Annotated in this window: 23 protein-coding genes; 8 read left to right on the top strand and 15 right to left on the bottom strand. The window is 59.8% G+C overall.

The window, feature by feature from the left end; genetic code table 11:
• Positions 1 to 4: 4 nt before the first annotated feature.
• Complete coding sequence (locus BM346_RS14240; RefSeq protein ID WP_227662998.1) at positions 5 to 1,069, bottom strand: proline racemase family protein; 1,065 nt, start codon at positions 1,067 to 1,069, stop codon at positions 5 to 7.
• Positions 1,062 to 2,174: an alcohol dehydrogenase family protein gene (locus BM346_RS14235; protein WP_092014503.1), complete on the bottom strand. Its 1,113-nt coding sequence runs from the start codon at positions 2,172 to 2,174 to the stop codon at positions 1,062 to 1,064. Before BM346_RS14235 ends, BM346_RS14240 begins: the two co-directional genes overlap by 8 nt.
• A 272-nt stretch (positions 2,175 to 2,446) precedes the next feature.
• Between BM346_RS14235 and BM346_RS14230 the strand changes: the two genes are divergently transcribed.
• The 4 genes from BM346_RS14230 (at position 2,447) to BM346_RS14215 (ending at position 4,997) form a co-directional block, all read left to right on the top strand.
• The gene (locus tag BM346_RS14230) at positions 2,447 to 2,887 is read left to right on the top strand and encodes an SRPBCC family protein (protein WP_092014500.1); all 441 of its coding nucleotides are present in this window, start codon (positions 2,447 to 2,449) and stop codon (positions 2,885 to 2,887) included.
• Positions 2,888 to 3,013: 126 nt separating this feature from the next.
• Entirely contained in the window at positions 3,014 to 3,814 is an 801-nt protein-coding gene (locus BM346_RS14225; RefSeq protein ID WP_092014497.1) for an oxygen-binding di-iron domain-containing protein, read from the top strand.
• Between the two features lie 105 nt (positions 3,815 to 3,919).
• Entirely contained in the window at positions 3,920 to 4,174 is a 255-nt protein-coding gene (locus BM346_RS14220) for a diguanylate cyclase domain-containing protein (protein ID WP_092014494.1), read from the top strand.
• Between the two features lie 106 nt (positions 4,175 to 4,280).
• The gene (locus tag BM346_RS14215) at positions 4,281 to 4,997 is read left to right on the top strand and encodes a YebC/PmpR family DNA-binding transcriptional regulator (protein ID WP_092014491.1); all 717 of its coding nucleotides are present in this window, start codon (positions 4,281 to 4,283) and stop codon (positions 4,995 to 4,997) included.
• A 226-nt stretch (positions 4,998 to 5,223) separates the two neighbouring features.
• On the opposite strand, the gene BM346_RS14210 is transcribed toward BM346_RS14215, so the two are convergent.
• Positions 5,224 to 6,249, bottom strand: a complete 1,026-nt coding sequence (locus BM346_RS14210) for an NADP-dependent oxidoreductase (RefSeq protein ID WP_092014488.1) — start codon at positions 6,247 to 6,249, stop codon at positions 5,224 to 5,226.
• Positions 6,250 to 6,441: 192 nt separating this feature from the next.
• On the opposite strand from BM346_RS14210, the gene BM346_RS14205 reads away from it, so the two are divergent.
• Together BM346_RS14205 and BM346_RS14200 are read left to right on the top strand one after the other, a co-directional pair.
• A complete protein-coding gene (locus BM346_RS14205; protein ID WP_167812676.1) occupies positions 6,442 to 7,050 on the top strand; it encodes a TetR/AcrR family transcriptional regulator in 609 nt (202 codons plus the stop codon).
• Positions 7,051 to 7,198: 148 nt separating this feature from the next.
• Complete coding sequence (locus tag BM346_RS14200) at positions 7,199 to 8,083, top strand: VOC family protein (RefSeq protein ID WP_167812677.1); 885 nt, start codon at positions 7,199 to 7,201, stop codon at positions 8,081 to 8,083.
• 72 nt (positions 8,084 to 8,155) lie between these two features.
• Here the strand turns inward: BM346_RS14200 and BM346_RS14195 are convergent, their stop codons facing one another.
• Positions 8,156 to 8,524 (bottom strand): YidH family protein, encoded by a 369-nt coding sequence (locus tag BM346_RS14195; protein WP_092014479.1) that lies wholly within the window; start codon positions 8,522 to 8,524, stop codon positions 8,156 to 8,158.
• An 18-nt stretch (positions 8,525 to 8,542) separates the two neighbouring features.
• Positions 8,543 to 8,914, bottom strand: coding sequence for a VOC family protein (locus BM346_RS14190; RefSeq protein WP_092015053.1), 372 nt, complete (start codon positions 8,912 to 8,914; stop codon positions 8,543 to 8,545).
• A 49-nt stretch (positions 8,915 to 8,963) separates the two neighbouring features.
• Here BM346_RS14190 and BM346_RS14185 point away from each other — a divergent pair, with 49 nt between their 5' ends.
• Positions 8,964 to 10,406: a phospholipase D family protein gene (locus BM346_RS14185; protein WP_167812678.1), complete on the top strand. Its 1,443-nt coding sequence runs from the start codon at positions 8,964 to 8,966 to the stop codon at positions 10,404 to 10,406.
• On the opposite strand, the gene BM346_RS14180 is transcribed toward BM346_RS14185, so the two are convergent.
• The 3 genes from BM346_RS14180 to BM346_RS14170 all read right to left on the bottom strand — a co-directional run bounded on the left by BM346_RS14180 (position 10,396) and on the right by BM346_RS14170 (position 13,110).
• On the bottom strand, positions 10,396 to 11,520 hold the full coding sequence (locus tag BM346_RS14180; protein ID WP_092014476.1) for a patatin-like phospholipase family protein: 1,125 nt from the start codon (positions 11,518 to 11,520) through the stop codon (positions 10,396 to 10,398). The genes BM346_RS14185 and BM346_RS14180 overlap by 11 nt on opposite strands.
• Before the next feature lie 59 nt (positions 11,521 to 11,579).
• Positions 11,580 to 12,263, bottom strand: a complete 684-nt coding sequence (locus BM346_RS14175; RefSeq protein ID WP_092014473.1) for an SDR family oxidoreductase — start codon at positions 12,261 to 12,263, stop codon at positions 11,580 to 11,582.
• A gap of 139 nt (positions 12,264 to 12,402) precedes the next feature.
• Entirely contained in the window at positions 12,403 to 13,110 is a 708-nt protein-coding gene (locus BM346_RS14170) for a murein L,D-transpeptidase catalytic domain family protein (protein ID WP_174805187.1), read from the bottom strand.
• 192 nt (positions 13,111 to 13,302) lie between these two features.
• On the opposite strand from BM346_RS14170, the gene BM346_RS14165 reads away from it, so the two are divergent.
• Positions 13,303 to 14,940 (top strand): L,D-transpeptidase family protein, encoded by a 1,638-nt coding sequence (locus tag BM346_RS14165; RefSeq protein WP_139229942.1) that lies wholly within the window; start codon positions 13,303 to 13,305, stop codon positions 14,938 to 14,940.
• A 22-nt stretch (positions 14,941 to 14,962) separates the two neighbouring features.
• Here the strand turns inward: BM346_RS14165 and BM346_RS14160 are convergent, their stop codons facing one another.
• From BM346_RS14160 to BM346_RS14130, 7 genes are all read right to left on the bottom strand, one after another.
• Positions 14,963 to 16,234, bottom strand: a complete 1,272-nt coding sequence (locus tag BM346_RS14160; RefSeq protein WP_092014464.1) for a ShlB/FhaC/HecB family hemolysin secretion/activation protein — start codon at positions 16,232 to 16,234, stop codon at positions 14,963 to 14,965.
• A 254-nt stretch (positions 16,235 to 16,488) separates the two neighbouring features.
• Positions 16,489 to 17,148 (bottom strand): class I SAM-dependent methyltransferase, encoded by a 660-nt coding sequence (locus BM346_RS14155; RefSeq protein WP_227663000.1) that lies wholly within the window; start codon positions 17,146 to 17,148, stop codon positions 16,489 to 16,491.
• Positions 17,149 to 17,350: 202 nt separating this feature from the next.
• On the bottom strand, positions 17,351 to 17,743 hold the full coding sequence (locus BM346_RS14150; RefSeq protein ID WP_092014461.1) for a nuclear transport factor 2 family protein: 393 nt from the start codon (positions 17,741 to 17,743) through the stop codon (positions 17,351 to 17,353).
• A gap of 43 nt (positions 17,744 to 17,786) precedes the next feature.
• Entirely contained in the window at positions 17,787 to 19,634 is a 1,848-nt protein-coding gene (locus BM346_RS14145; RefSeq protein WP_092014458.1) for a cation:proton antiporter, read from the bottom strand.
• 177 nt (positions 19,635 to 19,811) lie between these two features.
• The gene (locus tag BM346_RS14140; protein ID WP_092014456.1) at positions 19,812 to 20,822 is read right to left on the bottom strand and encodes a CobW family GTP-binding protein; all 1,011 of its coding nucleotides are present in this window, start codon (positions 20,820 to 20,822) and stop codon (positions 19,812 to 19,814) included.
• A 106-nt stretch (positions 20,823 to 20,928) separates the two neighbouring features.
• Positions 20,929 to 21,102 carry a DUF1328 domain-containing protein gene (locus BM346_RS14135; RefSeq protein ID WP_092014453.1) on the bottom strand — a complete coding sequence of 58 codons (174 nt, stop codon included), beginning with the start codon at positions 21,100 to 21,102 and terminating at the stop codon, positions 20,929 to 20,931.
• 180 nt (positions 21,103 to 21,282) lie between these two features.
• Entirely contained in the window at positions 21,283 to 21,765 is a 483-nt protein-coding gene (locus BM346_RS14130; protein WP_092014450.1) for an Lrp/AsnC family transcriptional regulator, read from the bottom strand.
• Positions 21,766 to 21,913: the final 148 nt, after the last annotated feature.

The raw sequence follows: 21,913 nt of genomic DNA, 5'->3' as shown, positions 1-21,913 counted from the left end.
ACACTCAGGAATCAGGATCGGAGATAAGAACATTCTCCAGATCGGAAACATCGACCAGGGGATCGTCCAGATCCAGAAACACCTCGGACCGGGCAATGGTCCATGCCCGACCCGTGATGTCGGTGCTCACGGCCCGATAGTGACTGACCCTGGTTTCCGCCAGCAGGCGACCGACGAACGAGCTGCCTTTGGGAGACACCGTCTCCAGGGTATCCCCCACCCGAAGCTGGTTCTTTTCGTGCATCAACGCCATCCGTGCGCTGGTCCCGGTTCCGGTGGGACTGCGGCAGATAACGCCGGGATGCACATAGGTGGCAGACCGGGACCGGTAGCCACCATCCACGGGCTCCAGAGGACCCATGAAATGGATGAATGGCAGGGGGCCGACCTCGCCCAATTCCGGATGCTGGTCCGTAACCACCGATCGGGCCGCCTCCACGAACGCAAGGCCGAACTGCCACATGCGCTCGATTTCCCCCGGCGCCAGCACCAGATTGAGGTCCTCGGCCTCAACGAGGGCGAAATAGGCCCCACTCCAGACCAGGTCAAAGGTAACTTCGCCCCAGCCGGGAACATCCACTTTCATGTCCTGCTCGAAGACGAAAGCCGGCTCACTCCGGGTGGTGATGGATTGCACACGACCGTCCCGGTTATGGGCGGTGACCCATGCCAGGCCCGCCGGGGATTCCAGCACCAGCGTCTGTTCGCCCTCCTCCATGGGCACCACCCCATTCTCCAGAATGGCGGTCGCCGTGCAAATGGTATTGGACCCGGAGTACAGGGGGTAGCCCATGGCCTCCATGATGATGTAACCCGCCTGGGCTTGGGGATGGTCCGGAGGAACGATCAGGTCCACGGACATGTAGGGATCACCATAGGGTTCATTGAGCAGCCAGCGGCGCAGACCATCACCGTATTGCTTGATATACCGCATCTGTTCCAGAACCGATCGCCCGGGCAGGTGGCCCACACCCCGGGTAACAATACGACTTACATCTCCCCCGGACTGCATATCCACCAGCTCGATGGAGCGGGTCCGGTGGTCACGTACCCGACGAGACTCAGTCACGGGCATAGGCCGCTCCTTTTTCCTCCCACATACTGTCAGGCACGACAACGAGCTTGCCAATGTAGTGCTTGGCCATGAATGCGGTCTGGGCGTGATGAAAGTCAGAGAGGCGGAACGTCCGATCCAGCAGAGGTCGGATTTTCCCGTCCTCGATGTATCCCAGCAACCGCTGGAAGTCCCTGCGGGTTCCCTGTGACGAGCCATGAAGCTGCAGCTGCTTGAGGTACATGGTGCGCAGGTCCAGCTCGACCACGGGTCCTGCGATGGCGCCGGCGGTGGTGTAACGGCCCTCCATCTTCAGTATTCGCAACAGGTCATTGAACATGGGGCCGGCCACCAGGTCCGCCACCACATCAATGGGCTTGCCCTGCGCCATTGTCGCCGCCTCTTCAACCAGGTCGCCTTCGCCCCGGAAGATAACGTCCTCCGCCCCGACGTCCCTCAGGGCGTCGGCTTTCTCCGGCGTGGTCACCGCGTAGGGGATCGCTCCCCGGGCACGGGCCAGCTGGATAATGGCCGAGCCAACACCGCCGGAGGCACCGGTGACCAGGACCCGCTCCCCGGCCTTCAGGGCGGCCCGTTCAAGCATATGCTCTCCGGTGAGGTAGGCGCAGCAGAACGTTGCCAGCTCGGCATCGGAAAGATCCGTGTCCACGGTGTGAGCATTATCCGAGGGAACGGAGGTGTATTCGGCGTAACCGCCGTCACGACCATGGCCGATGTAGTCGATGTCCGCCAGACTGTCATCTCCGGGTGGGCGATTGTAGATGGAGAAATCCACAATCACCCGCTCTCCGACCCGGGACTCCGGCACCCCCTCGCCGACGGCGACGATCTCACCCACGATATCGGTACCCTGTATACGGGGAAAACTCAGGGTCGAGCGGCCTCGTCGCCAGGTGGATACGGACTCCGGGTCGGTTTCGGAACCATAGGCTCCTTCCCGCACCCAGACATCGGTGTTGTTCATGCCGCAGGCACTGACCCGGATCAACACCTCACCCTGCGGCGGCTGGGGAACCGGCACATCGTCCCGATAGACGAGCCTGTCGAGCCCACCATGACCGGTGAGCTGGACCGCTTTCATGGTTTCCGGTGTGCTCATGCTTTCCTCCTGTCTGTTCCGTCAGCGGCTTTATCGAGAGGACTGAACACAGCATAGACAATGCGTAAAAGGTATGGGCCCGACCGAGCCATATTTAATGGAAGTTCCCTCAGGCCTGCGCGCCGCTGATGCCCTGACAAGACTCCCCGTAGTGACCCGCAATCCAGCTCCGTCCCGGGCAATACTCCGATAAAGTATGGCTGGAACACCTTTTGTCATGGGCTGGTTCGCGCTAGGCTAGCAGCTCAAACAACAATTACAGCCTGCTCCCTATGCCAAACTTCAGAGTCGAACTGACGGATCAGCTGCCGTTCCCCCGGGCCCGGGTTTTTGACCTGATCTCCGACCACAACCGCCTGGGGCCGCTGATTGGCCTCCCGGTCAAGCGGATTCGCGACAGTGACCAGGCGGACCCCAACGGGATCGGCTCTGTGCGCTGGCTCGGCGTGGGGCCAGTGGGTTTCGAAGAAACCATTATCACTTTTGAGCCGGACCACCTCATCGAGTACACCGTTACCAGTTTCAGCGCATTTCGCAACCATCTCGGTCGTATACGGCTGTCCGAACTACCTGACATCGGCACCCGGATCCACTACACCATTGAATTCGACGAGGTGGTCCCCTATTCCGGACCGACCCTGCAGATGGCCCTTGAGCGGGCACTCAGGCGGGGGCTGCGGCGACTGCGGCAAACCCTCGGCGAAGTTGACTAATGTCAGCTTCGTTGACCTGGAGCAATGCGCCACCCTGACCTGCTCTATATTCTCGCCGCCAGATCCATCCCGGCCGGCCCGCCGGACCCCATTCACCCCTGGCCGGCCCGCTAGCAGGAGTCCAAGGTGGCAGCTGAACCCATTGTTCTGTTTGATAACGGGCACCACAGGTGCCTCATGTTCGACTCACTGGTCACCGGGGAAGGTGTCCAGTCCAACCAGTTTCTGCTCGTGGACGGCGACCACGAAGCGCTGATCGACCCAGGTGGCGATCTGACCTATACCCCCCTTGCTGTGGCCGCCTCCCGGTACATGAACATCCGCGAGATGGATTACGTGTTCGCCTCCCACCAGGATCCGGACATCATCGGCGCCATCGACCGTTGGCTTGTTCACACCAGAGCCAACATTGTCACCTCGAAACTCTGGGCCCGGTTCCTGCCTCACCTGGCATCAGGATATGTGACCAACCAGCTGGGCAGCAGCGTGTTCGACCGGATCATCCCGATCCCCGACGGCGGCGCCAAGGTTCGCTTCGGTGAGAGCCACATCCAGTGTATCCCCGCCCACTTCATGCACTCCGTGGGCAACCTCCAGTTCTACGATCCGGTCTCGAAGATCCTGTTCTCCGGCGACCTTGGTGCCTCCATGGGCGCCAGCGAGGACCACAGGCCGGTGACTGACTTCGACAGACACATCCCCTTCATGAGGGGTTTCCATCGCCGGTACATTGCCTCACGCAAGGTTTGCGAACTTTGGGCCAACATGGTTCAGGGCATGGATGTGGCCATGATCGTGCCTCAACATGGCAAACGCTTTGAAGGACCGGTCATGGTGGAGCGGTTCCTGGACTGGGTGTCTTCGGTGGAATGTGGAATCGATCTGATGGAACAGCAGCACTACCGCCCTCCCACAGAGTTTGTCTGACCCGGTTCGGCGGTCGCACAAGCAATCCCCGGCTCCAGCGGCGGCCAGCTATCGGTTTCCGCTGGAGCCGCGGCTTCTCCCTCCCGGAATGTCAGATAATGCAAGATCCCCCCGGAACAAATCCGCTGGAGCGACGAGGAATTCCTGATCCTGTTGCCGGACAACGACGAGAAAGGGGCGGTTGCCGCCTCCGAAAAACTCCGCAAGGCACTGACCGCCCACCCCGTGGAACTTGGCAAGGCCGGCCCGGTCAATCATACGGGCAGTTTCGGGGTGGCCGTTTCCCGCCTCATCGCCCGCGCAGACAAGTCCCCTTACATGGCCAAGGAATGTGGCCGGAACCGGATTGTCCTGGCCTGAGGCGATAATCTCGCAGGTGCCCGGCCGGAGCGTGACACAGGTCAGTGGTCCGTCGCGGGAAGTGCGTGTACTATTCGCTGTTTGTGACGAACCACAGGACACCAATATGGGCAGAGCCTACCAGAACCGAAAAGACTCCATGGCCAAGACGGCCGCTGCCAAGACCCGGGTCTACAGCAAGTACGGCCGGGAAATCTACGTTGCCGCCAAATCCGGTGGCCCGGACCCGGACAGCAACCTGACCCTGAGGGGCCTTATCGACCGCGCGAAAAAGGACCAGGTGCCAACCCACGTTATCGAGAAGGCCATCGAAAAGGCCCGTGGTGGCGCTGGCGAGGACTTCTCGGCCGCCCGCTATGAGGGCTTCGGTCCGGGCAACTGCATGGTGATCGTGGACTGCCTTACCGACAACCCGAACCGCACCTTCGGTGATGTCCGCGTCTGCTTCACCAAGACCAAATCCAAGATCGGCACACCGGGCACCGTCAGCCACATGTTCGATCACTGCGCCATTCTTGCCTTCAAGGGCGAGGACGAGGAAGCGGTGCTGGAAGCGCTGATGGAAGAGGACGTGGATGTCACCGACATCGAGAACGAAGAGGGCCTGATTACCGTCTTCGCCCCGAACACCGAGTACGCCAAGGCCAAGCAGGCGCTGAGTACCGCCTTTGAGGGTATCGAGTTCGAGGTGGACGAGATTCAGTTCCTGCCCCAGACCACTACACCGGTGGAAGGCGAGGACGTGGAGATGTTCGAGAAGTTCCTGGACATGCTCAACGATCTGGATGATGTGCAGAACGTTTATCACAACGCTGAGATTTAGGGCATTTCCGCCATCCGTGGCGGTCATAGGCTCGACGAACGCCCTTTGTTGCTGATTGCTCCTGCGTCGCAACAAAGGTCCGGAGCTGGCCATGGCCAGCCCGTGAAGAGCTAGCGCTCTTCACGGGCTGGCGTTCGACGGTCCCGGTAAAAGGCCCCCGCTCCCCTCACCTCACCTCACCTCACCTCAGTGGGGATCGCAGGCAGAGGGGGCCGCAAGCCTCGATTCAGTCGGCCACATGGACCAACTGCTTACCGAAGTTCTTCCCTTTCAGCATGCCCTTGAACGCCTCGGGGGCATTCTCAAGGCCCTCGGCAATCGTCTCGCGATACTTCAGCTCCCCGGAAGCCACCCGGTCCGCCAGGATCCGGGTGATTTCCTGGTGCTTGTCCTGCCATTCGGTGACCAGGAAGAAACGGTGCTCCGGAACCGGGTCAAGGGCCTTCAAAACATGGAACGGCGTCTCCACCTTGGAGGGATCCTCGGCGTTGTAGGCTGACACGTAGCCACAGATGGGAACCCGGGCGCCTTCGTTCAGCAGCGGTGCGACAGCGCGGGTCACGGCGCCACCGACGTTTTCGAAGTAGATGTCGATACCGTCCGGACAAGCAGCTTTCAGGTCTTCCTCCAGGTTGCCTGCCTTGTAGTCGACGCAGGCGTCAAAGCCCAGCTCCTCGACCACGTAACGGCATTTCTCCGGACCACCGGCCACGCCCACCGCCCGGCAGCCTTCCTTCTTGGCGGTCTGTCCAACCACCGTGCCCACGGGACCGGAGGCGGCCGACACAACCACGGTCTCGCCAGCTTTCGGTTTGCCCACGTACATCAGGCCACAGTAACCGGTACGCCCCGGCATGCCCGCCACACCCAGGTAGGCCTGAAGCGGCACACCCGGTTTTTCCTCGATCTTGTACACCATATCCGCCTTGTCGGGGAATACCGCGTACTCCTGCCAGCCGGAATAGCAGGTGATCAGATCACCGACCTGGTATTTGTCGGAGCGGGACTCCTCAATACGGGCCACCACTTCGCCCACGATGACTTCACCGATACCGATCGGGTCCATGTAACCCTTGGAGTCATTCATCCGCGGACGCATGTAAGGGTCCAGTGACAGCCATAGGGTCTTGGCCAGTACCTCTCCTTCTTTCAGCTCCCGCACTGGCTTCTCGGTGATCTCCAGGTCCCCTTCCTGAATTTCCCCCTGGGGGCGCCTGTTAAGGATTACAGCGCGGTTCTTATAGTGCGTCACGAGGTGACCTCCTTTTTTGGTTGCGTAATGAAACCGGATTAGCATGAAGTGAAATCCGCAGAAGGTCAACCGGCATTTCAGGAGCATTGGAAATCAGGCAGAAATCCCAACAAGCTGTTAACCTGAACAGTTAAACGACATTGATAAATGCGCGCTCCATTGTCCCGGCGGAGTCTGTCTCAGAGGAAGGCCATGCCAGCAAGCTCGTTACAAACACAACAAAACGACCAGAATCCCAAGCGGCTGGCCATACTTGAAGCCGCCCTCGAACAGTTCGCAGAATTGGGAGTCAACGGCGTAGCAGTTCCCGACATTGCGGCCCGGGCCCGGGTAGGCACCGGTACCATATACCGTTATTTCCAGAATAAGGAAGCCCTTGTGAACGCCCTGTACCAGGAAGAAAAGCAAAGGCTGGAACGCTGCCTTACCGGCGAGTCAGGCGATGAATCCGATCCCCGTCGGCTGTTCCACGGGCTCTGGCTGCGAATGGTGGGTTTCGCCCGAGAGCATCCCAGGTCATTCCGGTTCCTTGAGCTACAGTATCACCTGCCCTACCTGGACAGGTCGTCCCGAGAGATGGAACACAGGATACTCAAGCGCCAGGCCGACGTCTGTCGTTACCTTCAGGACATGGGTATCTTCCGCGCCGACATGCGTGCCGAGATCATCATGGCCACTGTGTGGGGTGCTTTTGTCAACCTGATGAAGGCGGAACGGGCCGGTTATACCAGGCTCACCGAGGAGGATATCAATAGCGCCCGTGACGGCTGCTGGCGCCTCTGCGCCAGTAGCGCAGCCTGAGGCGCGAAACAGCTACTGAGATGAGGAGCGGCCCACATAACCGGACCTGAGTCACAAACATCAGCCACCGTTTTTTCATACTGGATTCTGCCGGTGATCAACAGAACGCCGGTCAGTGACCTGAACCACCACCGACAGGATGTTGACTATGCCTATGAGGGACTGCCATTTTCGGGGACTGCCCTTGCTGCTGTCATTCATGTTCTTCGTAACCCTTACCGGGTGCGACTGGGCTACGGTACTCGGCGAGGGGAAAGATGAGGATGACAACAACAGCGGAGAGGAACTCGATCCTGTCATCAGTCAGGTCATCGGGTTCGAGCTGGGGGTCAGCAGTCTCGACATGTCGGTCCCGGTCTATCGGGAGGGACTGGGCATGGATGTCGTGGAAGAGACGGAAACCGGCACCAGTCGCCGGGTTACCCTGGAGTCGCCCGGCAGCAGCTTCGTCGCGACCCTGACGCTGATCGAGTTCACCGATGGCCTCGGCCGCAACCTTCAGGACAATCCGGGCAGGATCGTATATTCCACTCCTGATGCCCAGGCCCTCGCGAACCAGTTCGCCAACGCTGGCGGCAATGTCACCCAGCCCCCTCTGGCACTGCCAGGGTTGGGCGTCGTCGGCTTCGGCCGTGACCCGGACAACAACCTGATAGAATTTACTGAGGTCCCACAAGTCACCTCACCCCTGATGTCCGCCGTTGGAATCGGCGTCAGCGACCTTGAGGCAGCCCGGGATTTCTATGATTTCCGGGTGGGCCTGACCGAACAGGACTTCCGGAGCACCGAGCGCTATGACGAGTACATCATGGGCTCGGACAGCGCGGGCGGTGCCCTGTCACTGGTGCTCCTGCACTGGACCGATGACACCGAACAACGATACCGGGGCAACGAGACCCGCATTCGCCTGGTATCCGAGGACCCGGATGAAGTAGTGGAACGCACATTCTCTGAGGAGGATGGCCGCACCCAGGACCGGGATGGCAACCGTCTCATCATTGATGAGGATCCGGTGGACATTGCCACCCCCTGAACCGCCCTATCATCGATGACACCGCAGCGGTTTGTGACTCCCCGTGCAGTCGCCCCGGTTATTCGGGAAGGGTCATCCACCGATAACCAGGGCCACCGCCAGAATCCCGCCCAGCAGAGCGATAACCAGGTTGACGGTAAGCCCCCAGACCACCCGGTAGCCGGGGGGGAATTCCGAGGTGGAAAGAGTTCTCAGGACTGCCAGGTACTGCTTCGACGAGTAAGCGGCACTGAATGCCCCAAGAACAATGAAGGCAATGCCCAGCCAGAACGTCACCGAGTTCTTGAAATCGCCCACCTGATCCGGCGCCACCACCTGGAGCAGGACATTCGCCCTCTCCACCACGAAGCCGAAGGCAATCAGGACCAGACTGGTGCGATTCCAGGCCAGCAGGGTGCGTTCCGCCGCAAACAGTACTCTGGGATCATTCAGGTCGGACATCGAGCCTCCTCGAGCGTCTTATCCGAAGTGGAAAAAAGCGACCTTGTTTCCGTCCGGGTCCCGGAAGTAGGCGCCATAGAATCGATCTGGAATCCGCTGGCCCGGTTCGCCATCGCAGCTCGCCCCAAGCTCGATGGCCTTGTGGTAAAGCTTGTCTACCATCTCTTTGGAGCCAGGATTGATGGCAACCATATTGCCGTTGCCGGGATGGTTCGGCTCCTTGTCATAGGGGATACAGACCGCCAGCATGGGTTGCCCCATACTCTTCCCGATAAAGGCTATTCGGTCCTTGTCCAGCAGGACCTTTGCGCCCAGCTCAGCCAGTAGCTCACTGTAGAAGGACTTGGCGCGACTCATATCACTGACACCGATAGTGACGTAACCTATCATATTGATCCGACCTTTTTTATCGTGTTTCACCATGGGAGACCCGGCAGGGATGCACCTGATCTCGTTCAAACTCGTTGTCACCGTTTTCTTTCTGGTGCTGTTGGCGACAGGACTTTATAACACGTTCAAGCCGCTGCCGGCAGGCCTCTCGAAGGCCGCCTCCAGCAAACCCCTTTACGATGTAAGGCTGATCGCCGATCTCAGCTGGCGCTCGGTGGACGGCGATCACCTCCAGAGCCAGGGCATTTTCGAAGAGGTGTTCCGACTGGTTGCACAGGCTCGGGAGCTTATCGTTGTCGACATGTTCCTGTTCAACAGCAGCGCGCCCGATCAGAGTTTCGAACCCCTGGCGGCGAAACTCACCGAGGCACTGCTGGCACGGAAACAGGCCGTGCCGGAGCTGACCATGGTGGTGATCACCGACCCCTTCAACACCTTCTACGGGGGCACCCGCCAGCCCCACTTTGAACGGCTTCGCGGGGCCGGCATTACGGTGGTTGAGACAGACCTCCGCAAGTTACGGGACTCCAACCCCGCCTGGTCCTCAATCTGGCGGCTTTGCTGCCAGTGGTTTGGCAACAGCCCCGACGGGGGCTGGCTGCCCAACGCCTTTGATGGCGGCAAAGTCACTCTCAGGAGTTATCTGGCGCTGCCGAACTTCAAGGCCAATCACCGCAAGACACTCATCGTCGACGAAGGCGATCAACTGCGGGGACTGATTACTTCCGCCAATCCCCATGACGGCAGCAGTCGCCACTGGAACACGGCGATCACTTTTGCCGGCCCCGCCGCACGGGATCTGCTCGCCACGGAGGAAGCCGTGCTGGCATTCTCCGAAGCCGGGATACCACAGTGGTCGCTGCCCCCTGCCGCTGAACCGCAACAGCCTCAGGATAGCGCGCTCCGGGGGCAGGTGCTGACGGAAGCGGCGATCCGCGATGCCGCCATAAAGCTGATCGGACGCGCTCGCGCCGGCGATCAACTGGACCTGGCCATGTTCTATCTGTCACACCGGGGGATTATTCGCGAGCTGATTCTGGCCGGTCGACGCGGTGTCAGTGTCCGCGTCCTTCTGGACCAGAATCAGGAGGCTTTCGGCTACGCCAAGAACGGCATCCCCAACCGCCAGGTGGCCGCGGAGCTACATCACGCGGGTATTGAGGTTCGCTGGTGCAATACCTCTGGCGAGCAGTGCCACAACAAGCTGCTGATGTTACGGGAGCAGAGTGGAGAAGCGAGTCTGCTCCTCGGCTCTGCCAATTTCACCCGTCGTAACCTGGACGACTACAATCTGGAAACCTCTCTGCTGGTCAACGGGCCGCCTGGCGCGAAGGTCATGACAGCGAGCAGCGATCTGTTCGACCGTCTCTGGCAGGACGACCCGGACTCCACACCCGCCTTCAGCCTGGCCTACTCCGCCAACACCGATGAATCCCGGATCAGCTACTGGCGCTACCGGATAATGGAAGCCTCCGGTCTTTCTACGTTTTGAAAAACCGCTCGATCTGGCGGGCATGGTCCTGGGCATCCTGATAACCCAGCCTGATCAACTCCCTGCAGAACCTCGGATCGAAAAGCAGGTAACTGGCAAGGCTCGCCGCGGTACCGTGACGTCTGTCTGTGGCGCCCACCAGGTTGCGCAGAACCAGAGGCATCCCGTCCATATACTTGGCCGCGATGTCATTGATCTGGTGGCTGGGGGAGATTTCCAGGACCTTTACCGGTTTGAGATCCAGGCCTGATTTTTCCAGCTCCCCGGGAGGCACCAGTTCAATCAGCTGGTTGATCAGCCGCAGACGCTCGATGTCATAGTCCAGGGTATCCAGGAACATGCCGTTGAATACCTGGGCAATCACCTGGGCGAAGGTGGGACTGTGTGGAGACTCGGGCCGTTCGGTAGGGCACATGCTGTTGGCGCTGACACCCACCACCAGCAATCGCTGTGCGCCCAGCCTGAGCGCCGGGCTGGCATGGGCCATCTGACGGGTCACGCCATCGCCGAAGTACTCCCGGTGTATCAGCACCGGCGGGAAAACCGTGGGTATGGCAGCCGATGCCAGCACATGGCTCACGCCCAGGTCGACCCTGGCACCCGCCCTTTGTCCCACGCTCCAGCTTTTAAGGCCTTCCCGGCCCTGAAAGAAGCAGACATTCTGGCCGGTGGAGTAGCCGCAGGCGTTGACGCCCACCGCGGAAATGCGACCCTCCCGGATCGCCTCGCCAATCGCGTCGAAGTTCAGCTCTTTTTCCAGCATGCCCTTGAGGGGACTGTTGTTCAGCAGCGCCATGGGGCCACCACTCTGACTCTGCCGGGAGAAAAGTCCCCGGGCCACTCCTCTCATATTACGGAGAATGTCGAGGGTCTGGCTCTTATAGATCCGATCAACCGAGATTTCCGACCACAGGCCTTCAAGATGTCCCACATTGTGGCGAAAAATCGGACTGCCACTGGCCAGGGCCGCCGCGTTCAGGGCGCCGGCGGAGGTGCCGACAATCACCCGGAACGGGTTCTCCCAGTCCGGATACATGTCTGATATAGCCCGTAACACCCCTACCTGGTAAGCGGCCCTGGCGCCGCCCCCGGTGAGAACCACCCCGGTTTCCATGGCATTCCTCCCTGATGTGAAAACGGCGATCCTGGCAAAACCTCCCTCCCGGGCTGCCACTAACGGTTGACCCAGCCTCCACATACCGGAAAGGCCTGACCCACAAAGCAGTCGGCGGCATCGCTACAGAGATAGGCGGCAAAGGTGGCGTCTTCCCGCGCGCCCACCAGTCGGCCTAGTGGGACTTCCCGTTTGAGCCGTTCCTGAAAGCGCGGATTTTCCTGGATTTCCGGGGGAAAGTAGGTGGGATTGTCCACGAAGTTCTGGGCAATCAGGTTGACCTGTATGTTCTTTGAGGCCAACTCCACCCCAACGGCCTGGACATAGGACAGTTGCGCTCCCCGGGCGGCGCTGTAGGTGGAGGCCCGCTTCATGCCCCTCAGGGCCGATGCACTGCCCATGACCAGGATCTTGCCGCCACCGCGCTCAAGCATGCCCGGCAATACTGCCTGAACAAAGCGCGGCAGCGGGTCCACCATGGCGGCAAAGGTGTCACGCCATTCATCGTCACTCACCTCCGCAGCGGGAGTTGAGGGCGCTGGAACCGCCAGGTTGGCAAGCAGGACATCCACCTGTCCGGCAGCTTTGACAATACGAGCCGGTGCTTCCGGATCAGTGACATCGTCATGGCTGGGAATGACCGTGGCGCCGTGCTCTTCGAGTACTTCACAAAGCGTGGGGCCCATGAAGTCACCTGCCTGGGTGACGAGGATGCGCTTACCCTGAAGCGATGCTGCAGACATGATAGGGGTTCTCCTGCGGGTCTGACATGGTTGTTGGCGCCGGGCGGAAGCCTGGCACCTGTCAGGATAGCCGAGAACCCGCCCGGGGGTAAAAACCCCGGGGCAGATCAGGGTGTGGGCAAGAAAGGTACCGGACTTGTCAGGAGTCGCGGCTGTGGTCGGCCGATTCCCCGGTTACGCCGGCCATTGCGCCACCTTTGTCGCCGCAATGAAGAAGGCCGGAGCGTGCCAGCCAGTCCTGGTCCGGGTAGTACTTGAAGACCAGCTGTCCCCCCTTGAGAGAGTCCACGACCTCGGTAATGATCTCCTGGCGAACCGCCGGGCAGCCCTGGCTACGTCCGATGCGGCCATATGTGGTCACCCAGGACGGGTCCACATAGTCGGCACCATGAATCACGATGGCACGCTGGCGGGCCAGGTCATTGAAGCCGGGCTCGAGCCCGTCCAGCCGCAGCGAGTAGCCATGCTTGCCACGATAACTCTCCGCGGCTCTGAAAAGACCGATACTGGACTGGTGACTGCCTTCCACATTGGAAAAAGCGGTGGCATCACGATCACCGGAGTTCCGGCCGTGAGCCACCAGGTCTCTCATAAGAAGCTGGCGCTTTTCCAGATCAAATATCCACAGGCGCTGTTCGCTGGACGGCAGGGAAAAGTCGATCACGGCGAGGCGTTCCGGGTATGCCGTGCCATTGCGGACCGCGCAACTGGTGGCATCCAGGGCATACCGCAGAACCCGGGGGTCAAGATTGGGGGCAGACTCCGAAAGACCTGAAAGGAGCTCGTCGCTGGAGATCGCTGCTACACTTGGCAGTGACACACTGAACGTCAGCGCACAAACCGACATCCAAAAAGTGCGCTTCAGGCCTGTGACTCTCATTCGTTTTCCTCGTATCCAGTGAATATCAAAAAGTGCCGCCATTATGCAGCAAAATTCCTCCAACATTCTGGGAAGCGGTTCGGATTGTACAAAAAACCCACAAAAGGAAACACAGTGAGAGCCCGGTTTCACGAAAATCCGGATCTGGAGAAGAGCACTATGAAACAGGCCTCGAGCAATCGCCTTTTTCGTGGCTGGACAGGCAGTCTGAGGCCGGCCGCCACTCTATGCCTTATTCTCCTGTCGGCCCCCATGCGGGCCCAGTCCCTTGAGGTACCCTGCCCCGAATCGGTGGAGACACCGGAATTTGTTCTGGAAACGCTGCTCCACCTTGAATCCATCAAACCCCATCATGACCGCTGGCAGGAACCGCTTCAATGGCAGCGTCTGCTGCGACAGCTTGACCGTTTGCGGATTGACGGACTGAGCCCCCAGAGTTATTTCCTGGCGGAACTGGCGCTTGTCGCCCAGCAGATCTGGTCCGGGGCAGAACCAACCCAGTGCCACGCGAGGCTGGCTTCCCTGGCGCTGGCCTGGTCCCTGTCGGATCTGAAGTTCGGGCGTCTGGACCCTGACGAGCTGGGATTGATGTGGCACCACCAGCCCGTTGAGCGGGACGCCGAACTGTTCGCCATCGACATTCACCGTAACTTCTATAGCCGCGGGGGCTTACGGGAAGCCTATCAGATTGCACGGCCCGACGCGCCGGCCTATCTGGAGTTGAGATCGGCTTTCCGGGAATGGCGTAAAGCGCTCCCGCTGAGCTGGCCGTCCGTTGCTCCCGGCCCGACTCTGGGCCCGGGGGACAGTACGCCACGAGTACAGGCCCTGGTGGAACGCCTGGCCGTTCAGGGCTACCTCCCGACACCGTCCCACGAGAATCCGGAGGCCAACCCGTCGGCAGCGAACTCTTCACCGTACCGGCGCTACGATGACAGCATCAGGCTAGCGGTAGAATCATTCCAGCGGGACCACGGACTTGGCGTGGACGGGGTGGTTGGCCCCAGGACCCTGGAAACCCTGAACCGCTCCCCGGCCTCGTGGACCGCTCAGGTGCGCGCCAATCTTGAGCGCCTGCGCTGGGTGAGCCCCTACCTGGCTGATCGCATGGTGCTGGTGGATATAAACGGGGCCGATGTAAGTTACTTCGAGGGGGGTCGGGAGGCGTGGCGCAGCAACACGCAGGTCGGCCGCCCGGAGAGGAAAACCCCGGCGCTCACCTCTGCCATCAGTCACGTAACCGTGAACCCTACCTGGACGATCCCACCCACGGTGTTCTACGAGGATACCCTGCCCGCCATTCAGAAGGACCCGGAGTACCTGAGCCGCAACAACCTGACCGTGCTTGACCGGAGCGGAAACCCGATTCCCCCGGAGGATGTGGACTGGAGCAGGCCGGGCGCTCTGATGCTGAGACAGGCCGCCGGTCCCGGCAACGCTCTGGGGCAGGTCGCCATCCGCTTTCCCAACCCCTTTTCGGTTTACCTGCATGACACGCCGTCGCAGCGGCTGTTCCAGATGCCCAATCGCTTTTACAGCTCCGGGTGTGTCCGGGTGGAAAATGCCCCGGAGCTGACCGAGCACCTGTTCGCAGGGGCGCCGACAGAGCTCAGGCGTCAACTCGAGCAGCTCCGGGGCTCCGGCGAGACCCGAAACATTCACCTGCCCCAACCGGTTCCTTTGGTGATGGCCTACTGGACGGCGGAGGTCAGTGATGCCGGCCGGCTTCGCTTCCGGAAAGACATCTATGAGCACGATCGCCTCGTCATTGATGTCCTCCACGAGGAGTTGCCATAAGCCTCCTCCAGGTGCCGGTTTTTCAGAGAGACCAAGACAGATTGAACGACACGTCCGGTGTTTCGGGAGAGGCAATACCCGGACCGTCGGTGTCCAACAGGGTTCCAGCCATCAGGCTGGCGGCGAGACGCTCACCCTCGACACGCCAGGACACCTCGGCGGCGCTGACGTGGCTGCTGCTGTCCGGGTTGCCCGCGAGGCCATCCGCCCAGCCTCCCAGTAGTGAAAACCTCAGGCTGGTGCGAATGGCGGACGGCAGCCAGAGCGGGCGGCTGGGGGTTTCACTGTCAAGGCGTAACCATCCCCCTTTGCGCCCGCGCAGCGCCTGACCACCAAAACCATGGATCATGCCCGGACTGCCCACCTGAAGATATCGCCAGGACGGCAAGTCATCCGGTGCATACTGGTATTCTCCACGCATGCCCCAACTGAGATTCAGCCATTCACGGGTCAGCCCCCCGGCCAGATTGTAGCGCTGAAAATCCCCCAGCCGCTCCCCGCAAGCCTCCTGGTCCGTGCCCTGGGTCAGGGCAACGCAGGCCTCCACCATGAGGTCAAGATAGCCCTCAGCGCCCAGCCACGGCAGTGGTGTGTCCAGGTGGCCATCAAGGCGCATCAGGGAATAGCTGCGCCTGGACTCACCGGTCCGATCCCCGTTCTCGTACCAGCGGCTGGCAACATCCATGGTAATGACACTGGCGTCAAGGCGGCCTGGACCGCCACTATAGAGATTGCGGGTCAGGTCGAGCTCAAGAGTCTGACGGTCACCACCAACCTCTTTGACGGCACCGCCCCTGACAACCTCGTCTTCGTATTCATGGAAACGTCCCCTGATGCCAAAGTGATTGCCATGCCAGGGCAGTTGCCAGGAGAACCCCATATCCATGGTGACATCGCCCGGTTGCTGGGAAGTGGACCAGTTATAGTCCAGCGCAAGATTGTTGCTGACTCCCGGGAGCCCATCGGTTTCAAAACCGACCCTGACGCGGTCGGTGCGGGCGTCACCATGATCTTCGCCGGTGAGATAGAATTTCTGCCCGACCCACTCTTTCCGGGCGGGCGCGGACGACAGTGGAATGACGGGAACAGTCGGGACGGTCTGGTCGAAGTCGGGGCCCGGGGCGGTGGCATGGCCTTCCGCCTCCGTGCGGAATGGCCTTGAGCGGATATAATGCAGACTTTCCTGAAAGAGGCCCGGTGTACGCTGTTGGTGAGGCCCTTGGCCGGAAACCACTGTCGCAGCAGTCGTTTCCACGGCCCCCGACACCATGAGTGCCAGCACCGTCAACCACATCGGATTCCGTCTGGAGAAGAATGACTGCTTCATGAGGCCAGGTTGAAACGTTCCGGTTGCCTGTACACCCGGCCAATCCTAAATCATCGGTAATCCCTGATTCCAGAGCTGACGTCACCTTTTAGCGCATCGTTACAATTTTAATAATTCATATGGAACAGCCACTTCCACATATCATTGAAACTGTTGAGTGAAATACTAAGCCTGTCCATCTGATATACATGGGAAGTTTACAAACCGTAACCGGCAGAATGTCACTTTGGCTGCAACAGAACCACATCCTTTCGGGGGATAGTCAGATGCCAGCCGAAATGGTCCGCCAGCCAATGGAATGTCTTTTCGCGGTAGAACACGATGTGTGTCGGGTCACGACGGTAATGCCAGCCCGCAAAACGGTTGTCATCCGTCTGGAAGCAGGTCATGACACCGAGAGTGCCGCCGGGCTTCAACAGCGCCCCCAGGCTGCCAAACACCGTGTAGGGGTCCTTGAGGTGTTCCACGACTTCCGTACAAGTCACGAAATCCCACTGTCGGGCAAGGGGCAAAGGGTCCGGGAAGAAAGCGGGATCGTAGAGCGTCACCTCCAATCCCCGCGCCGCCAGCATGTCCGCCAGTGCGGGCCCCGGGCCACATCCGAAATCCAGGCCCTGCTGGCCCGCAGCCAGCCTCTCCATCAGAGGCTCCGCCAGTTTGTCCAGAAAGCGCCGGTAGCCAGGATCATCAACGGCATTGTCGTGAAGGCGATAGATCTCCCGTTCCTCATCCTCCGGCAGCCACCCGGCAGGGTCCATCAGGGTCGCTTCACAACGAACGCAGCGCCGGTAGACCCGGTGATCAACTGTGGCCAGCAGTTGCAGCCGATCACCCTGGCAGACGGTGCATGTGGTTCGCGCGGGTATCGGGGAGTGGGTCATGTCGGCTCTCTTTTCTCGGGGCTTTCAAATCTGTCAGCATTGCAGGCATGGGGTACGTGCCCCGTCTCTCCTATTAACCTTCATGACTTTGAGACTCGGGAGCTTACGGCCGGAGGGCAGCCGCCGATGACCCGAAGATCACGATGCTCGGGTTGTGCCCACTCCCCCTGAACAGTGGGCAGATCCAGCGAAAACGTGCTCGTCATCCGCCCTTTCGGGCCTCCAGCATGGCCGCCATCTTCTGGTGGAGAGTATTGACGGCCTTCAACGGTCTCACCATAACCTTGAAATCCGTAATGCGGCCCTCCTCGTTCCAGTGGATCATGTCGATACCGTTGATCACGACGCCGTCGAGCTCCGTGTAAAATTCCAGCACCGCGTTGTTGCCGTCAACGACCTCCCGCAGGTAGCGAAACTGCTCGTTGCCCAGCACATAAAAAGCCGCCGCCAGGTACTGGCTGGTAATGGCCTTTCCTTCCTGCGGGGTGTGAACCACCGGCGAATGGAAAACCACGTCTTCGGCCAGAAGGTCGTCAAGGCCATTCACATCCCGGTTTTCCATCAGCCGGTGCCAGGTTCTGATCGTGTCTATCATGTTCTGAGATTCCTGTTTTGTTGTTGTCGGGCTGGTGCCCGGCTCAGGCCGGCTGCGCTTCAGGGGCGTCGCCAGGTTCCTCGGGCTTTCGTTCACGGGAAGCCTTGGGCGGCACCAGGCTGATAAGCTGCCAGTCGGCTTCCGGTTCGAAGTCCTCGCCGGTCACTACGGGGTGGATCTTTTCCTTCTCGTCAATTACGAACAGTACCCTGGCCTCACCATTGTGGCGGGCCTGAAAGTCTTCGTAGCTGAAGCTGTCACTGAGCTGCGTGGTTTTTATGGTATACCCACGGCTCACCAGGCTGGCCAGCTTGGGATAGGACAGGTTGCCAAACAGCCCCCGGGTCTGCTGGATTTTTTCAGCGGTCTGGTGCCTGGCCTTCTGGTCCTGCTCACCTTCCGACAGACTATAGACACTGTTGTCCCCAAACCAGTCCAGAAAGTGGTACGTCGCCAGAGAGTTGAGCTGCTTGTAGGGCGAAATCACCAGCAGTTTGCCGATGCCGGTCAGATCCAGATGGGTGGAAGCGTGCTCGGAGGTCGGGTTACCAAAATAGACGGGAAGCCCGTCCATGCGGGCTTGCCGGACATTCTCCCAGTTCGTATCGGTTAGCGTGACCGGAATCTCATGCTTTTGAAGCACCTGGGCAATCTGGCGGGCGGCAGTGTTGGCTCCCAGGATAAGGAACCCGTAGGCCGCCGGTTCCGCCACACCCAGCGCCTTCGCTATGGGACGGGCGGTCAGACTCTGTAGGGTGACCGTGGCAATGATCAGCATGAATACCAGCGGTACCAGCGCGCCGGCGTCCTCGTAGCCCAGGCGCTCCAGCTGGAAGGCAAACAGCGCGGACACCGCCGCCGCTACGATACCCCGGGGGGCGATCCAGCTCAGGAAGGCCTGCTCACGCCAGTTCAGACTGGTGCCAATGGCGGACAGGACAATGCTCAGCGGACGCGCCACCAGCATCAGTATTGCCAGCACGATCACCAGACCCCACCCCAGTTCCGCAATGGCTTCAAACTCCACACGGGCCGCCAGGATAATGAACAGCGCCGAGATCAGCAGGACGCTGAGGGACTCCTTGAACTCAAGGATGTCATCGATGGGCACCATTTTCATGTTGGCCATCCAGATGCCCATCACGGTGACCGTGAGCAGGCCGGATTCGTGGGCTATCTCGTTGGACAGGGCATAGACACCCAACATGAAAGTCAGGGTTCCCGCATTGTGCAGGTACTGTGGCAACAGGTGCTTGCGCAGCACGATACCATTGAGCCAGCCTGCTACCGCGCCGAACACCAGTCCCACCAGAAGCGTTTTCCCGAAGATGTAAAGGGAGTGGCTGAAGACATTGCCCTGCTCCCAGGACACGATGCCCTCGAATACCAGCACCGCCAGCAGTGCCCCCACCGGGTCAATGATAATGCCCTCCCAGCGCAGGATGTTGGCAAGCTTGCGCTTGGGACGCACCGAGCGAAGAAGTGGCGCGATGACCGTGGGGCCGGTGACAATGGAAATGGCGCCAAACAGCAGAGCCACCTGCCAGGAAACATTCAGTATCCATTTCGCCGCCAGGGTTCCGATCACGCAGGTCACCACCGAACCCACCGGTATCAGGTTACGGACCATGCGGCCATGACCTTTGATTTCCTGATACTTGAGCGTGAGACTGCCCTCGAACAGGATGATCGCCACCGACAGAGAGATGAGGGGGAACAGCAGATCGCCGAAGACCGCTTCCGGTTCCAGCCAGCCAAGTACCGGTCCGGCAGTGATCCCCCCCGCCAGCAGAAAGAGGATCGCCGGCATCCGCAACCGCCAGGCCAGCCACTGACAGAAAAGGGAGGCAATACCAATGCTGGCCAGTAGGAGAACGACACTTACGTTCATGGATAAACGGTCCCGTTGCTGATCTGTTTTGGATAGCGGGGCCAGTCACACGTGAGCCTGACCCGATCAAAGCCGGAGCACAGGATACGTCAGCAAATCCGGACTGTACACGGCGCGATAGCCGAGGCGGCCGGGTAGGTTATTGAAAACTCGGGATGGCCTGCGATTGGCGAAATATTACCGGGCTTCCGTGGTCACCTCGCACTGATGCAGTTCGTAATCCAGTTGATCCTGGTCCGGCCGGTCATCGAAAATAAACTCCAGACGCGAAAGGGACAATGGGGAGACGCTCGCCACAGACACCAGTCCGTCAGCCAGATTGATGGATCGCCACCCCCTGGCAGTGCGCACCACCGCTTTGAACCGCAGAACATCGGCGGACAGGGCGAAGACCAGCAGACGATCCTCATCAAATACAGCGTCCCTGTGAATTCGCCAACCAACGCTCACATGTCCCTGCCCTTCGTTGACCAGGCACTGCCAGGGTTCCTGATCGATATCCGCGGGCTGCTCAGGCGCCGGCTCCCGGTGTGCATGGTGGGCATGAGCGTGGGGCGAGGAAACCGGACGGTCTCCGGCGATTCCGTCCAACCACTGGGGAAGGAGATAGCCCTGGCTGGTGTGGGCGACATGTGTTTTGGCGGGAGTCAGCTGTCGGGACCATTCGTCAAAACGCTCCAGCTGATCCGGCCGGCACAGGTCGGTCTTGTTAGCGACAAGGATGTCCGCCGCCGCCACCTGATCCTGGAACTGTACGTTGCCCGTGACTCTCGGCTCTTCCAGTCGACGTGGGTCCACCAGGGTCAGCACCGGCCCAAGCGCCAACACATCCCGGTAGTGTTCGGCGCCCAAGGTATCGAGAATCTGTGAAGGATGACCCAAGCCGGTAGGCTCGATCAGCAGGCGATGCGGGCGGGCCCTGTGAATCAGCTGATTGAGACCGATCTGCATGGGCAGGCCAGCGACACAGCACATGCAGCCCCCCGGGACCTCCCTGACCCAGGCGCCCTGATCCTGGAGCAGGCTGCCGTCGATACCGACCTCGCCAAACTCATTTACCAGCACGGCCCAACGCTCACCCGCCGGCTTCTGTCTGAGCAGGTTAAGAATCGCGGTGGTCTTGCCAACACCAAGGAAGCCCAGTATCAGATTGGTGGGTATGGCTTTGTGGTTTGCCGGCTCGGTCATGTTCAGCATCCTGGAGGCGTTGAATACGTTATATTATAACACTTGAAATGGTGCCGCCAGACATAAAAAAGGCCGGCTTCGCCGGCCTTCCTTGCTCAGATGCAGGTCATCTGGGCCCTCGTCCTTTCATGGCATGAGCCACCAGCGATATAACCAGCAATACCAGAAAAATAAAAAACAGGATCTTGGCTATACCAGCGGCAGTGCCGGCGATACCGCCGAAACCGAGAACACCCGCGATGATGGCGATTATAAGACAGACCACAGCCCAATAAAGCATGGTTCCCTCCTTAAGGTTGCCCTTGTGTTTATGTTCGGCAACGTAACGTGGCTTTAACTAACGCTCCCTAACCATTGGCAGAAAAACCAGAACATTCAAGAAATGCGCGGGTTTTTAAATCACAATTAATGATCACCGTAACCACGCCACGGCAGAAGTCCGGCCGTGGAGGCCCACGTTTCAGCCTGGCTCATTCTGCACTGGCAACACCTGCGTATTCTTGATCTCCCGCAGGGCGAAGTTTGAATTGACCTGGGCAATCCCCTGCAGCGTGAAGATCTTTTCATTGAGAAAGCGGTCGTAACTGTTCATATCCGCCACCACTACCCGCAGCACGAAATCGGCGTTGCCCGTTACCGCGAAGCACTGAAGCACCTCCGGATAACTGCTGACCTTCCGCTCGATCTCCGCAGTACTGTCAATGGTGTGGCGCTGCAACGACAGATTGACCAGCACACAAAGCCCCTGCCCCATGGCTTCCGGGTCCAGTTGCGCGGTGTAACCGGTAATCACGCCGCTCTCCTCCAAAGCCCTTACCCGGCGCCAGCAGGCCGCCGGCGACAGGCCAACCTGTTCCGCCAGCAATTGATTGCTGATACGACCGTCCTGTTGCAGCACCTCGAGTATGCGTCGGTCCAGCTTATCCATTTCTACCCGTTTCATTTGGTAACACCTGATTTTTGTCAAAGAACCTTTCGCATTATTGGCATTTATCAAATATTTTTCCAGAAAACCCCAGATGGCCTGCCCAAAAAGCAAGCACATTTTGCGGCCTTCTCTCTAGAATTCTGGTCATAAAATCGACAAAGAG

The organism is Marinobacter daqiaonensis (assembly GCF_900115285.1).
Classification (GTDB): domain Bacteria; phylum Pseudomonadota; class Gammaproteobacteria; order Pseudomonadales; family Oleiphilaceae; genus Marinobacter; species Marinobacter daqiaonensis.
This window is presented reverse-complemented; position numbering and strand designations above follow the sequence as displayed.